Source organism: Nitrosospira multiformis ATCC 25196, from assembly GCF_000196355.1.
Lineage (GTDB): Bacteria > Pseudomonadota > Gammaproteobacteria > Burkholderiales > Nitrosomonadaceae > Nitrosospira > Nitrosospira multiformis.
The window spans coordinates 370,708-383,732 of record NC_007614.1; the positions used below are offsets into that span (position 1 = coordinate 370,708).

General features: G+C 56.0%; 14 protein-coding genes. 8 read left to right on the forward strand and 6 right to left on the reverse strand.

The genetic code is table 11. The features are described from left to right. The first annotated feature begins 168 nt into the window (after positions 1–168). Positions 169–1,551, forward strand: a complete 1,383-nt coding sequence (locus tag NMUL_RS01790; RefSeq protein WP_011379701.1) for a (Fe-S)-binding protein — start codon at positions 169–171, stop codon at positions 1,549–1,551. A gap of 148 nt (positions 1,552–1,699) precedes the next feature. Here NMUL_RS01790 and NMUL_RS01795 read toward each other — a convergent pair whose 3' ends face one another. Further along, complete coding sequence (locus NMUL_RS01795; protein WP_011379702.1) at positions 1,700–2,620, reverse strand: pyridoxal-phosphate dependent enzyme; 921 nt, start codon at positions 2,618–2,620, stop codon at positions 1,700–1,702. A 253-nt stretch (positions 2,621–2,873) separates the two neighbouring features. Here NMUL_RS01795 and coq7 point away from each other — a divergent pair, with 253 nt between their 5' ends. Beyond that, positions 2,874–3,500 carry a 2-polyprenyl-3-methyl-6-methoxy-1,4-benzoquinone monooxygenase gene (gene coq7 / locus NMUL_RS01800; protein WP_041352330.1) on the forward strand — a complete coding sequence of 209 codons (627 nt, stop codon included), beginning with the start codon at positions 2,874–2,876 and terminating at the stop codon, positions 3,498–3,500. Positions 3,501–3,544: 44 nt separating this feature from the next. On the opposite strand, the gene NMUL_RS01805 is transcribed toward coq7, so the two are convergent. The 5 genes from NMUL_RS01805 to ilvD all read right to left on the reverse strand — a co-directional run bounded on the left by NMUL_RS01805 (position 3,545) and on the right by ilvD (position 8,991). Next, the gene (locus NMUL_RS01805) at positions 3,545–3,961 is read right to left on the reverse strand and encodes an OsmC family protein (protein ID WP_011379704.1); all 417 of its coding nucleotides are present in this window, start codon (positions 3,959–3,961) and stop codon (positions 3,545–3,547) included. Positions 3,962–4,030: 69 nt separating this feature from the next. Then, positions 4,031–4,786 (reverse strand): YdcF family protein, encoded by a 756-nt coding sequence (locus NMUL_RS01810; protein WP_011379705.1) that lies wholly within the window; start codon positions 4,784–4,786, stop codon positions 4,031–4,033. Positions 4,787–4,861: 75 nt separating this feature from the next. Then, positions 4,862–5,170: a c-type cytochrome gene (locus tag NMUL_RS01815; protein WP_011379706.1), complete on the reverse strand. Its 309-nt coding sequence runs from the start codon at positions 5,168–5,170 to the stop codon at positions 4,862–4,864. Positions 5,171–5,191: 21 nt separating this feature from the next. Continuing rightward, positions 5,192–7,294, reverse strand: a complete 2,103-nt coding sequence (locus tag NMUL_RS01820; RefSeq protein ID WP_011379707.1) for a thioredoxin domain-containing protein — start codon at positions 7,292–7,294, stop codon at positions 5,192–5,194. Between the two features lie 23 nt (positions 7,295–7,317). Next, positions 7,318–8,991: a dihydroxy-acid dehydratase gene (gene ilvD, locus NMUL_RS01825; protein WP_011379708.1), complete on the reverse strand. Its 1,674-nt coding sequence runs from the start codon at positions 8,989–8,991 to the stop codon at positions 7,318–7,320. Between the two features lie 315 nt (positions 8,992–9,306). Here ilvD and lgt point away from each other — a divergent pair, with 315 nt between their 5' ends. From lgt to NMUL_RS01865, 6 genes are all read left to right on the forward strand, one after another. Next, complete coding sequence (gene lgt, locus NMUL_RS01835; RefSeq protein ID WP_011379710.1) at positions 9,307–10,176, forward strand: prolipoprotein diacylglyceryl transferase; 870 nt, start codon at positions 9,307–9,309, stop codon at positions 10,174–10,176. A gap of 10 nt (positions 10,177–10,186) precedes the next feature. Beyond that, the gene (locus tag NMUL_RS01840) at positions 10,187–10,786 is read left to right on the forward strand and encodes a class I SAM-dependent methyltransferase (RefSeq protein ID WP_011379711.1); all 600 of its coding nucleotides are present in this window, start codon (positions 10,187–10,189) and stop codon (positions 10,784–10,786) included. Positions 10,787–10,861: 75 nt separating this feature from the next. Then, on the forward strand, positions 10,862–11,554 hold the full coding sequence (locus NMUL_RS01845) for an START domain-containing protein (RefSeq protein WP_011379712.1): 693 nt from the start codon (positions 10,862–10,864) through the stop codon (positions 11,552–11,554). Between the two features lie 63 nt (positions 11,555–11,617). Further along, entirely contained in the window at positions 11,618–11,950 is a 333-nt protein-coding gene (locus NMUL_RS01850) for a YnfA family protein (RefSeq protein ID WP_011379713.1), read from the forward strand. Between the two features lie 231 nt (positions 11,951–12,181). Then, positions 12,182–12,535, forward strand: a complete 354-nt coding sequence (locus NMUL_RS01860; protein ID WP_011379714.1) for a DUF4156 domain-containing protein — start codon at positions 12,182–12,184, stop codon at positions 12,533–12,535. 64 nt (positions 12,536–12,599) lie between these two features. Next, positions 12,600–12,968, forward strand: coding sequence for a thiol-disulfide oxidoreductase DCC family protein (locus tag NMUL_RS01865; RefSeq protein ID WP_011379715.1), 369 nt, complete (start codon positions 12,600–12,602; stop codon positions 12,966–12,968). The last annotated feature ends 57 nt before the right edge of the window (positions 12,969–13,025 follow it).

Here is a 13,025-nt window from a genome sequence, read left to right on the forward strand (position 1 = left end):
GCAGGTACGATTTGGAGAGTATGCGTCCTGCTCTCCTGACGATTTTGCCGGGTCTGCGCCTCTGCCGTAAGGGTGGGCGTGTGAATATTGGCACGCATCTTCTTTTCATTCTCCCCGGTAAAATTTTTTTGAATTTGAACGGCTCTGACAAAAGCAGGTCTACTGTCCATGAAGCCGGATGACCTTCCTTCCGATGTTTCTTCGGATCCATTACTGCGATTGCGCCGCCAAATAAGCGACGAGGCCAGCCAGTGCGTTGCGTGCGGCCTTTGCGTGCCGCATTGTCCCAGTTATCGGGTTACCCTGTCGGAAGCTGATTCCCCGCGTGGTCGCATTGCGTTGATGAGTGGCGTAGCCGCGGGACGCATTCCAATGAACGCACGTTTCGCATTGCACATGGATCGCTGCCTTACCTGCCGTGCCTGCGAAGCCGTCTGCCCCAACCACGTACGTTTTGGCGAGTTGATAGACGACGCCCGGGAGATGATTTCGTCACCGCCGCTCGAGTTCGGGGGGAACAATCCGGGAGCCCGGGTATCCAGCTTTCGGAAATGGGTGGAGCGTGAGCTGATCGCCAGGCCCTCGCGTATCGATGCATTGCGGCCGCTTCTGCGTTTTTACCAGCGAAGCGGTTTGCAGAAATGGGTACGAAAATCCGGTTTGCTGGGCAAGACGAAACTCGCCTTGCTGGAAGCCCAGATTCCATTTATTGACCAGCCCCGTTCTTCGTCATGGTCGGTTGTTTATCCTGCTGTGGGCAAGCCGCGCGGAGAGGTGGGGCTGTTCCTGGGTTGCGTCGCGCGCGTGGCGGATGCAACCACCCTGGACGCGGCCTTGTTCGTACTCAACCAACTGGGCTATGTCGTGCATGTGCCCACGGGGCAGACTTGCTGCGGAGCGCTTCACCAGCACAGGGGCGATATGGACGCGGCAGCGCAACTGGAACGTCAGAACGTGGAGGCGTTCGCTGGATTGGACTTGGGCGCGATCATCACCACGGCATCCGGATGCGGTGCGCAGTTATCCGAATATTCCTCTTTTTCCGGCTCGCAGCGCACGACAAGGGCGCCCGCGGTAAGCTCACAAGCCGGAGGTGAGACAACCAGGCGATCGCCGCCGAAGGTCTTGGATATCAGTGAATTCCTGGCGGAGGCGGAAGGATGGGAAGATGCCAGATTCCAGCCCCTGCCACACAAAATCCTGGTACATGAGCCTTGCACCTTGCGCAATGTATTACGCGCGTCGACATACGCCTATAAGCTGCTGGAGCGCATCCCGCAAGCGCAAGTAGTACCTCTTGCCGGGAATGATCAATGCTGCGGCGCTGCCGGAACCTATTTCCTGGATCAACCGGAGATATCGGCGGCGCTGCTTGAGGATAAAGTGACAGCTTTGAAAGCAGGGCAGGCGTGTTACCTTGCAACCTCCAACGTGGGCTGCGCGCTGCATATCGCTGCCGGCTTGCGCCGGCCAGGGCTGGGGATCGAAGTCATTCACCCGGTAACATTAATAGCAAGGCAAATGGGTATGCAATCCCAATCCCTGAAATAGCTTTATCGTGCGACTCAGCAAAGCAGGGGCGCAGACACGTTCAGAGTTTGATTTTCCCTATCCCCTGTAAAAGTCCTGGAAGTGCCTGGCTCTGCCACCGCTGACCACCTGAGGCCTCACTTCTTCAAGACTCATCATCCGGAATTCCTTATTGCATCACGGCCGACCATTCCTGTAACTGGTCAACCGTAGTGCTGACACCGCCACACACGATAATCAATACTTTTTTGTATCCGGACAAAGCTGGAACCCTTTCATAGACCGCCGCCAGCGCTACGCCGCAAGCGGGCTCAACCACCGCATCATGATCGCGCAGGAATTGCATGCACGCAGAAACGGCGAGCTTGTCCGGTAATACGACGCTCCCAATGCGATGTTTTCTCGAATATTCGAGGGCCTGCCTGCAAACCGCACTTGCCCCTAATGTCGTCGCAATGCTTGATATCCTGGGCAACTCCACCAGCGCTCCTGCATTGAGTGCCTGAGCAAATGAGTCCGCGCCTTGGGTTTCGACGGCGATTATGGGCACATCCTGCCACTCATTCCGATTCAGTCCCTCTATAACCCCGCACAGAAGACCGCCTCCGCCGACGGACAGGACGATTACATCAGGTTTTGGCCCTGTATCGACTATTTCATCAATTATGCTGGCATGACCCGTCCAAATGAGCGGATCATCAAAGGGATGCAGAAAAGCGTCCTCAGGTTGCACGAGCGATCGCGCAAAAGCATTCGCCTCACTGAGAGATTTTCCCTGGATGATCACTTCCGCGCCCTCTCGCGCCATCAGTTCCCTGGCGCGCTTCGACGCGGTTTCCGGCACAACGATAACCACCGGCACGGACAGATTACGTCCGGCAAAGGCAACCGCAAGGCCGGCGTTTCCGCCAGATGATGAAATGAAGCGTTTTGCCCCGCGCCGGAAATATTCTTCACACGCATACCCGATTCCCCGGGCTTTAAAAGAGCCGGAGGGCTGGGCGATTTCCATTTTCAGCCAGACTGAATGTCCGGTTCTGTCGCTTAAAGGGCGCGATTCAATTAATGGTGTCTGGATATGTAGAGGCATTTATACGATCTCGATCGAGCTGAGCCATGAGAATACATCATAAACGGTCTTTCAAACCAAAGCTGAAGACTTTGTTGATTGGAGAATTGGCGGTAATGAACATGAAAAAGCATTGATAGGGGGAACGGGAGGTTGAGAATATCGGAAGTCAGTCACCCTGTCACGTTAGCAACAGGGCGAATGGGTATACAATTGCGGAATGGCGGGGTTATCATTCTTACCGTTTTCATTGTTTTCTTTCTCAGAGAATCCTATGCCCAATCTAGACAAGCTCATCATTGGTTTCGACCACGCGCTGCGCACCTTGTTGACTCCGGCGCAGACACTGCGGCCAGTACCCGGAACCCAGTTGCCGGAGGCGGAGCTGAATGATCTGGAGAAAAGCGAGTCGGCGGCACTGATGCGTGTCAACCACGTAGGTGAGATCTGTGCGCAGGCTCTTTATCAGGGCCAAGCGCTGACGGCGCGGAATGCCGAGGTCCAGCAGACACTTGCTCAGGCGGCGCGCGAGGAAACCGAGCATCTTGCCTGGACGGAACGCCGCATTAACGAATTAAGCGGGCGCAAGAGTCTATTGAATCCGTTATGGTATGGCGGTTCATTTGCCATTGGCGCTTTCGCCGGATTGCTGGGTGACAAGTGGAACCTGGGGTTTCTTGCGGAAACCGAACGGCAGGTGTCTGCTCATCTCGGGGGACACCTGAGCCGTTTGCCGCACGCAGACGAGAAGAGCCGCGCCATTGTGACCCAGATGCAGATCGATGAGGCCGGACACGCCACCACCGCCGTGGCATACGGCGGCGCCGAACTGCCGATGCCGGTGAAACTGGTGATGAGAATGGCGTCATCGGTGATGACCCGGACGGCCTACTGGGTCTAACGAATATAGCAGGCCTAAAACCCATACTGAGGGGTGAATGCTTGTCACGCTTCCACGATTTCAAAATCGTGGGTCAATTCTGCTGTTTTTGCCAGCATGATCGATGCGGAACAGTATTTCTCAGCGGACAAGCTGATTGCGCGTTCTACCTGGTGCGGATTCAGCTTTTTTCCAGTCAGGATGAAATGGAAGTGAATGCGGGTAAACACTTTCGGCTCTCGTTCGGCCCGTTCCGCTTCAATGCGCACCTCACAATCGCAGATCTCCTGACGGCCTTTTTTCAGGATCAGCACAACATCAAAAGCTGCGCAGCCTCCGGTTCCCATCAACAGCATCTCCATCGGGCGGGGTCCGCGGTTCCTGCCTCCTGATTCCGGCGGTCCATCCATCAGTACTGTATGGCCGCTGCCTGATTCACCCAGGAAACTTGCTTCTTCCTGCCATTTGACGCTTGCTTTCATGCCGCTCCTCTCCAGAGAATTCGATTACGCTATTCTAGCGACTTCCAGCCATGCCGAGTGTAATGCCCCTCAATCCGGCTCAGGCATCAGGCGGTACCACAATATGCCAATGACCTCGTGGAAGAACAGGCTGCTTTTGAGAAGCGCCCCGGCGTTTGGAATGAATGTGAGCAGATCGGTCTTGTAACGCCGCGTGTATCCTGTGGCAGCAGGCGTAACCTCGAATCCCGCCTGTTCGAATTCGCGCGCCGCTCTCGGCATGTGCCATGCGTGGGTGACAAGCGCGATCTGGCGGATACCTTGTTTTTGCAGGATGGCGAAGCTTTTGTAGGCGTTTTCCCGAGTATTGCTCGATGTCTCCTCTACCCACTCGACCGGAACGAGAAACTCCTCTTCCAGCACCGCCTTCATTTGCATGGCTTCGGAGGAGTGATTACCAAGAGGAGCGCCCCCTGCGGTCAGTATAGGCTTGCCAGTCAGGCGATATATTTTCGCCGCATAGCGGACACGTTCCAGTGTGTATCTGCCAACCGTATGATCGCCATACTCCGGCGCGTAATAGTAAGTTCCTCCGCCCAGCACGATGATGGCTTGTATCGTGTCGTCAAACGGATTCTTTTCGGAAGGGGTTTCCAGTACCTGCAACAGGGCGTCCGCGACGATCGGAGTGGAAAGAAGGTAAAGCAGAGCAAGTGCAGCAGCCACCAATGTCATACCTGTTCCCTGTCGGCGTTTCAGGAGCAGGATGCCCGCGGCGCCCAGTAAAATGAGGTTAAACGGGGGGAGAAGAAATGCGCTTGCGAAGTTGGTTGCAAACCAGCTCATGTACTCATGTACTTTTGGCAGGGGCAGCCAAAATAAAAAAGCCGGCACTTGCCGGCTTTTTTAGCGGACCCGGGCTTATTGGGTCAAAATCCACTTTGCCAAAGTCTTGGCATCTGCCTCGTTAACCTTTGCATTGGGCGGCATGGGAACCGGACCCCAAACTCCCTGACTTCCTTTCTGGATTTTTCCTGCCAGATAGTCCGCGGCTTTCGGGTCAGCCTTATACTTGGCCGCTATGTCCTTCAACGCAGGGCCGACCAGTTTCTTGTCCACCATATGACAATTCAGGCAACCGCTGCTTTTCGCCAGTTCGGGGCTCGCCTGCGCGGTACCGACAACCAACAAAGCTGATGCCGCAACCATTCCCATCCAGACAGCTTTCATTACACACACTCCTTTTATCCGTTAATTATAGAAAAGGGACCTTATCTTACCTCGAATTTCGCTGATACGCAGCAATTCCTGCAAGTCAGTGACCTCCGGTAGGCACTTAACGCCATGACAGACCCAAGCGTTGACACCCATCCCTGACGGAACGGGCTTGGCAAGGCTCGGCGGCAGCGCCGCAGGCGTCACACGCTCAACCGGCAGCGCAAGCACAAGGGCGATGGGGACGCGTTGACGCAAGGCATTTTCCCATTTCGCCATCGGCTCCGCTTTTCCCCGCAGTATGACAACGGGGGGGGGCGTGAGCCACTGCTCGAGCGCCAGAAGCAAGCTGCAACAGGAGTCGGGGTGCCGGAGCAAGGCAGGGTAGAAGAGCCGCAGTGCGCGTTCCGCCGCCTGCAGATAACGGAATTCCCCCAGCAGATAACCCATGCGCTGAAGAGTATGGGCGGCGACGCCGTTGCCGGATGGTGTTGCATTGTCATAACCAGGCTTGGGACGATGGATCAGATTTTCATGATCATGACTGGTAAAGAAAAAACCGCCCGCTTCCTTGTCTTCGAACTGGTCCAGAAGAACCTCAGCCAGCGCAATGGCAAAATCCAGATCCACCGGGCGGAACGTTGTCTGCATCAGCTCCAGCAATCCGTCCAGCAGGAAAGCGTAATCGTCGAGATAGGCATTGAGACGTGCATTGCCGTCTTTCCAGGTTGCCAGCAGACGGCCATTTTTCCAGAGTGTGGAACGAATGAAATCCACGGCACAGATAGCCGAGCGTACCCAGTCGTCGCGACCGAATACGCGTCCGGCTCGAGCCATGCCCTTGATCATCAGTCCATTCCAGCTGGTCAGGATTTTCTCATCCCGTCCGGGACGAACGCGACATTGGCGCTGTGCAAGCAGTTTCTTGCGCCCTGATTCAAGCCATTGTCGTGCTTCTGCGTAGGTGACACCGAAGTTTTCAGCTATCTCGGGCAGCGATTGGGCCACAGCCAGATGCCAGTATCTGTTTCCGAAGTTTGCCGGCTGGGACAGACCATAGTGACTGGCGGCTACGACATATTCCCGACGTGAAAGAATATGCGAGGCTTCGCTGCGATCCCATACGTAGAATTTGCCTTCGACGTTTTCCGAGTCGGCATCCAGAGTCGACCAGTAGCCCGCTCCCGTTCTCTTTTCATTCTCTTCATATTCTGGCTGCATTTCGCGCATGACCCAGGTAGCGGTTTCTTCCACAATCCGGGCAAACAGAGGATTTCCGGAGGCGATCCAGGCATCCGCATAGAGGTGCAGCAGGGGGCCATTGTCATAAAGCATTTTTTCAAAATGCGGAATCTGCCACTGCTTGTCGGTACTGTAACGGTAGAACCCGCCACCTACCTGGTCGTAGATGCCGCCTTCCGCCATTTTCTCCAATGTCAGCGTGGCCATGTGCAATGCCTCGCTATTGCCGGCTGTGAAGTAGCGCCGCAGACAGAAGTCCAGTTCGGTCAGGTGCAGGAACTTCGGCGGCTCGCCAAAACCCCCATTTTCGGAGTCGAACCGGTTTTTCAGTTCAGCCAGTGCCTGTTCCAGGGGGCGCTCGGAAAATACCGGAGCCTCCGGTGCTTTTGAGGGCAGCATGTTAGCGAAGGATTTGAGCAACGAGGCACTCTGGCGTTCGATCTCAGGGCGGCGAACGCGGTAGGTTTCCGCCACCCGAGGCAATAAATCGAGGAAACCCGGCAGACTGTGACGCGGCGTTTTGGGAAAGTAGGTGCCGCCGAAGAATGGTTTTTGATCGGGTGTCAGAAAAAGCGTCAGGGGCCAGCCGCCGCTGCGCTGTGTCAGCATGTAGAGCGCGGTCTGATAAATCTGATCGATGTCCGGGCGTTCCTCGCGATCCACCTTGATATTGATGAAGTACCGGTTCATGACTTCGGCAACTTCCGCATCTTCGAAGCATTCGTGCGCCATCACGTGGCACCAGTGGCAGGCAGAGTAGCCGACGGACAGCAGGATCGGCCTGTCTTGCGCACGGGCGAGCGTCAGTGCTTCTTCTCCCCAGGGATACCAGTCGACAGGATTATCTGCATGCTGCAGCAGGTAGGGGCTGGTTTCACCGGCAAGATGGTTGGGCATGGCTTTGTGGTGGAAAAAACGGACTAGTCGGTGATTGCGCCGCGGCTGGCACTCGAGACGAGCTTCGAATATTTAGCGAGCACTCCCCGGGTGTAGCGCGGATGGGGCGGTTGCCATTCAGCCCGGCGCCGAGCCAGCTCATCTCCGGGAATGTTGAGCTGCAGCAGCCGTTGCTCGGCGTCTATGGTAATCGAATCGCCTTCTCGCACCAGCGCAATGGTCCCGCCTACGAACGCCTCCGGCGCCACGTGTCCAACCACCATTCCATAGGTGCCCCCGGAGAATCGTCCATCGGTGATCAGGCCCACCGAATCTCCGAGTCCCTCGCCAATAAGCGCGGAAGTGGGAGACAGCATTTCCCGCATGCCGGGGCCGCCCTTGGGTCCCTCATAGCGTATCACCACCACGTCGCCGGGCTGGATCTCCCGCGCAAGGATAGCTGCCATGCAGGCTTCTTCCGAATCGAATACGCGTGCCGGTCCGGTAATTTTTGGGGATTTCACCCCGGTGATTTTCGCCACGCACCCTTCTGGGGCGAGATTGCCCTTGAGTATGGCGAGGTGGCCCTGGACGTACAACGGGTTGTCCCACTGGCGAATGACATCCTGATCTTCGCGAGGCTCTGACGGCACATCCTTCAATATCTCGGCAATGGTCTGTCCGCTGATGGTGATGCAGTCGCCATGCAACAGGCCGTGGTCGAGCAGCATTTTCATGACCTGGGGAATGCCCCCTGCCTTGTGCAGGTCGGTGGCAACGTACCGTCCCGAAGGTTTGAGATCGCACAGTACCGGCACTTTGCCGCGCATGCGTTCAAAATCATCGATGGTGAGTGTCACTTCGGCCGCATGGGCAATGGCGAGGAAGTGCAAAACAGCATTGGTGGAACCACCCACGGCCATGATCACCGCGATCGCGTTTTCAATGGACTTGCGGGTAATGATGTCGCGCGGGCGAATCTGTTTCCTGATGGCATCCACGAGCACTTCCGCGGAGCGCGCCGCGCTGGTTAGCTTCTCGCCATCCTCCGCGGCCATCGTGGAAGAATAGGGGAGACTCATGCCCATCGCTTCGAAAGCGGACGACATCGTATTGGCAGTGAACATGCCTCCGCAGGAGCCGGCTCCCGGACAGGCGTGGCGCTCCACTTCGAGCAGTTCTTTCGCGTCTATCTTGTGGGAGGTATATTGTCCGACGGCTTCGAATGCGCTGACAATAGTGAGATCCTTTCCTTTATAGTGGCCCGGTTTAATCGTTCCGCCATAAACAAAAATTGCGGGAACATTCATGCGCGCAATGGCGATCATTGCTCCTGGCATGTTCTTGTCACAGCCCCCGATGGCGATCACGCCATCCATGCTTTCGGCCTGCACCGCCGTTTCGATCGAGTCGGCAATGACTTCGCGGGATACCAGTGAATACTTCATGCCCTCCGTTCCCATGGAGATGCCATCGGAAACGGTGATGGTACCGAACATCTGGGGCATCGCAGCCGCCTGTTTCAATGCCTGCTCGGCAGCCAGCGCCAGTTCGTTCAATCCCTTGTTGCAGGGTGTGATGGTGGAAAAGCCATTGGCCACGCCGACGATTGGTTTGTCGAAATCGTTGTCGCTGAAACCTACGGCCCGCAGCATCGCGCGGTTGGGGGTACGTTCCGCCCCCTGGGTGATTGCCCGGCTGCGCTGGTTATCTGACATGAGTTACTCCTTGGATTGAAAAAACGGGAATGCAGGCAAATTCTGGCGAATTCCGGTCAGGGGAAGAAGCGCCCGTGGCGGCTGCGAAGCGGTGAGGAAAGAAAAGGCAGTTCAAGGTCGCTCTTTTCCGTGTTCTCCGCAGTGGATAATCGTCGCCGTATGTATAATGAGGGGGAAAATGGGATTCCTTATTTCCATTCCTGCCCAACCTTTCGTCAGGAAGGGCTTTCGCTTTTCCTGCCGGTTTTCGCCGGTATGATGTTTTAATGCTGCGCTCGGTAAACAAGCTATTTTACCTCAAAAAAATGCAAGCCCATGCTCGTTCATCCTCAGATTGATCCCATTGCCATCCAGCTCGGACCGCTCGCGGTCCGATGGTACGGGCTCATGTATCTCCTTGGTTTCGCTTGCTTCATTCTGCTGGGGCGCTACCGCATCAAACGAAATCCCGAGGGGGCGTTCACCATCAGCATGCTGGACGATATGCTATTTTACGGTGTGCTCGGTGTGATTGTGGGCGGCCGCCTGGGTCACATTTTTTTTTATCAGTTCGGCTATTATCTGGAGCATCCTCTGGAAATTTTTGCCGTCTGGCAAGGAGGAATGTCGTTTCACGGCGGTTTTCTCGGAGTGATAGCCGCCATGGCCCTGTTGGCGCGCAAATATCACCTGCGATGGCTCGTCGTGACGGATTTCATCGCCCCATTGGTGCCGCTGGGGCTGGGGGCGGGGCGTATCGGCAATTTTATCAATGCCGAATTATGGGGGCGGCCGACCGATGTGCCCTGGGGTATGATTTTTCCCTATGTCGACAACATTCCTCGCCATCCCTCGCAACTGTACGAGTTCGCGTTGGAAGGATTGGCGTTTTTTACGTTGATGTGGATTTATTCCGCGCGGCCGAGACCGGTTGGAGCAGTTTCCGGAATGTTTCTGATCGGTTACGGGGTATTCCGCTCGTTTGCAGAGTTTTTCCGCGAACCGGACGAAGGTTTCATGGGTATGATGACGCTTGGGATCAGCATGGGTCAATGGCTGTCGCTCCCCATGATCCTCGCCGGGGTAATCATGCTCGTCTGGGCTTATCGTACCCAAGCCCCTGTGTCCGCGCGGGGGAAAGCCGGCAAAGCTGGCAAAGCCGCCAACGCTGTCGTCGCGGGAAAGCGCGGCAGCAAAGAGCGATAAGCAGCTTTACATGTCTTTGCGCCGCTCCTACAGTCTGATCGCTCCGCTTTACGATGCCTTGCTTGCCGGGGCGGGCACGGGATTGCGGGCGGCCAGCCTTGAGCAATTGCCCCGGCAGGAGAACCTCGACATTCTCATCAGCGGCATTGGTACCGGGCTCGATCTCCCGCATGTTCCAGCGTGTCATCATTATGTAGGGCTGGACCTTACCGCGGCCATGCTGAAGCGGGCAAGACCCAGGATAGGAAATCTGCATGTAGACCTCGTCCAGGGGGACAGCATGTCTCTGCCGTTTGTGGACACGTGCTTCGACCACGTGGTGCTGCATCTCATTCTGGCGATCGTACCGGATGCTCGCGCGTGCCTTAAAGAAACGGCGCGGGTACTGAAGCCTGGCGGCAGCGTGCTGATACTCGATAAATTTCTGAAGCCAGGAGAAAACGCAGTGCTCCGGCGGATGGTGAACCTGCTGTCTCAACATATAGTGACGCGTCTGGATGTGGTTTTCGAAGAGGTGCTTGCAAGTGTTCCGCAACTGAAAGTGGAGTCAGACCAGCCGCTTCTGGCAGGAGGCTGGTTCCGAAGCATCCGACTCGTTAAAGCCGGTTAGGACGCGACCGGAATGCGATAAGGGTAGAATTTCTACGGGAGGCGAAACCGTCATCCCATCTTCAGCCGGAATGCCATGTCCTCTAGTGCCGCTTTCATCGCCATCCTTACCATCATTGCCGTGGCCGCAAGCGGAGCGGCCGGATTGGTATCGGCGGACCCAGTAGAGGGGACAGGCAGCGTGAACAGCCCGGGACCGGATTGGACAGAGGCCTATCACAAAAACGGCCTTGTTATTTTTACGAAGGACATAGCGGAGGGACGGCGGGTAATCGCGGTTTCCGAAGTGGAAGTTCCCCCCGAAGCCGTTTTCAATGTTCTCGTCGACTTCGAACATTACCGCGAATTCATGCCGTACGTGAAGGAATCGGAAGTGCTCAGCCGCACCGGCGATAACGAGGTGGTGACCTATGCCCGCATCGCACCGCCGTTCATCAGCGAGCGCGACTATCCCCTCAAGGTGCGCCTGACGCGCAAAGCGGCGGCAGGTGACACGCGAAAGGACGGCACCTTCAAGGTCGAGTGGACTGCGCTGTCCGAAGCAAAGCCCGAGGTTGAAGGCGTGGTGCGCATCAAGCTCAACGAGGGCTCATGGGTGGGGGAGCCCCTTGATGACGGCAGGCACACGCGCCTCACTTATACATTGCTTACCGATCCGGGAGGACTCATTCCGGATTTTGTGTTCAACCTTTCGAATACCGTCGCGATACCTGAGCTCTTCGATGCGGTAAGGAAGCGTTCCACCGAAGCGGTTTCCGGACGGAAGTAATCAGGCCGATGGCACACTGTCTGTCCGTTCCCGGGGGATTTTCCAGAGCAACAGATTACCCATATGTTTGAGCTCAAGACCTTGTTTCTCTTCCTGGCTACAGCGCTTGCCGAGATCGTTGGTTGTTATCTACCTTACCTTTGGCTTAAACGGGATGGGAGCGCCTGGCTTCTTGTTCCTGCTGCCGCAAGCCTGGCACTGTTTGCATGGCTTCTCACGCTTCATCCGACGGACGCCGGTCGTACATACGCGGCTTACGGAGGGGTTTACGTTTCCGTGGCAGTACTTTGGTTGTGGGCTGTTGACGGGGTCAGGCCGACTGCCTGGGACATGGCAGGTTCCCTTCTGGCGCTGACAGGTATGGCAATTATCATGTTTGGTCCAAGACATGCATAATTTACATAAGCCCATGAGTGAGTTGCAATGCAATGAAGCGATGCTGCTGGATTGACGCCGTCACCTTAAACGTACAATTCCTGAGCAGAAATTTCTCATAAATATAGAGGGCTGTCTTTCCACAAAGACGAAAGTCAACAGGTTCCCGCTGAGCGCTCTGCTGACAGGGTTCTGCCAGTGGCATAATTTCAGAAATCATTGAGTAAGAAGGTTTTCGACAGGAGAAAATAGATGATCACGAGAAGGATGATCGCATTGCCGGGCCTGCTGTCAGTTGTCTTGTTTGCCGGCTGTTCGGCAATTTCAACGACACCGGAGGGCAAATCCGTTGAGCTTGGCACAGAAAAGCCCGGCGGTAATTGCAAGCCCCTGGGTGATGCGGTCGGCTCCCAAGGTAACTGGATTACCGGCGATTACACTTCGAATGAAAATCTTCTCATCGGCGCTAGAAATGATCTGCGCAACAGGGCCGCCAAAATGGGTGGAAACTACGTCTGGGTGCAGAACTCCGCCAATACGAATGCATGGGGCAGCAAGGGCACGACAAACACGACAGTGCTGGGTGTGGTTTATCGCTGCGAGTGAGTCCCGCCGCCGGGTTCCGAATATCTCGACCTGAATTTACTGCCATAGGCGGAGCGCTACGGAAATGTCCAGCAAGGTTTACTATAACAGCGCATGTCCCGTCTGTAATGCGGGTATAAAAGAGCAGCGCCGCCGTATGGAAGCAGGCGGTATCAAGGACATTCAGTGGATTGACGTGCATGCGCAGCCGGAGGCTGTTGCAGAAGTAAATGCCTCGCTGGAGGAGGTGCGCGAGCGGTTGCACGTAAAAAGACAGGATGGCCGGATTGACGTGGGCGTGGATGCTTTCACGCAACTCTGGTCACAAACGCCGGGGCAGCACTGGCTGGCAAGGCTTTTTCGGCTGCCGCCGCTGAAACAGCTTTCACGTCTGGCTTACAACGCCTTTGCCGGCGGGCTGTACCGGTGGAATCGTGCCAAAAAACACTGGTAGGCACTCCCGGGCGCGAGTGACCGGGAAACAATTCCCGCAGCTATTTTCTGATCAGGA

What these genes read in the sequence shown, in the direction of transcription:
- NMUL_RS01790 (WP_011379701.1), top strand. Translation starts at nt 169, where the DNA reads ATGAAGCCGGATGACCTTCCTTCCGATGTTTCTTCGGATCCATTACTG.
- NMUL_RS01795 (WP_011379702.1), bottom strand. Translation starts at nt 2,620, where the DNA reads ATGCCTCTACATATCCAGACACCATTAATTGAATCGCGCCCTTTAAGC.
- coq7 (WP_041352330.1), top strand. Translation starts at nt 2,874, where the DNA reads ATGCCCAATCTAGACAAGCTCATCATTGGTTTCGACCACGCGCTGCGC.
- NMUL_RS01805 (WP_011379704.1), bottom strand. Translation starts at nt 3,961, where the DNA reads ATGAAAGCAAGCGTCAAATGGCAGGAAGAAGCAAGTTTCCTGGGTGAA.
- NMUL_RS01810 (WP_011379705.1), bottom strand. Translation starts at nt 4,786, where the DNA reads ATGAGCTGGTTTGCAACCAACTTCGCAAGCGCATTTCTTCTCCCCCCG.
- NMUL_RS01815 (WP_011379706.1), bottom strand. Translation starts at nt 5,170, where the DNA reads ATGAAAGCTGTCTGGATGGGAATGGTTGCGGCATCAGCTTTGTTGGTT.
- NMUL_RS01820 (WP_011379707.1), bottom strand. Translation starts at nt 7,294, where the DNA reads ATGCCCAACCATCTTGCCGGTGAAACCAGCCCCTACCTGCTGCAGCAT.
- ilvD (WP_011379708.1), bottom strand. Translation starts at nt 8,991, where the DNA reads ATGTCAGATAACCAGCGCAGCCGGGCAATCACCCAGGGGGCGGAACGT.
- lgt (WP_011379710.1), top strand. Translation starts at nt 9,307, where the DNA reads ATGCTCGTTCATCCTCAGATTGATCCCATTGCCATCCAGCTCGGACCG.
- NMUL_RS01840 (WP_011379711.1), top strand. Translation starts at nt 10,187, where the DNA reads ATGTCTTTGCGCCGCTCCTACAGTCTGATCGCTCCGCTTTACGATGCC.
- NMUL_RS01845 (WP_011379712.1), top strand. Translation starts at nt 10,862, where the DNA reads ATGTCCTCTAGTGCCGCTTTCATCGCCATCCTTACCATCATTGCCGTG.
- NMUL_RS01850 (WP_011379713.1), top strand. Translation starts at nt 11,618, where the DNA reads ATGTTTGAGCTCAAGACCTTGTTTCTCTTCCTGGCTACAGCGCTTGCC.
- NMUL_RS01860 (WP_011379714.1), top strand. Translation starts at nt 12,182, where the DNA reads ATGATCACGAGAAGGATGATCGCATTGCCGGGCCTGCTGTCAGTTGTC.
- NMUL_RS01865 (WP_011379715.1), top strand. Translation starts at nt 12,600, where the DNA reads ATGTCCAGCAAGGTTTACTATAACAGCGCATGTCCCGTCTGTAATGCG.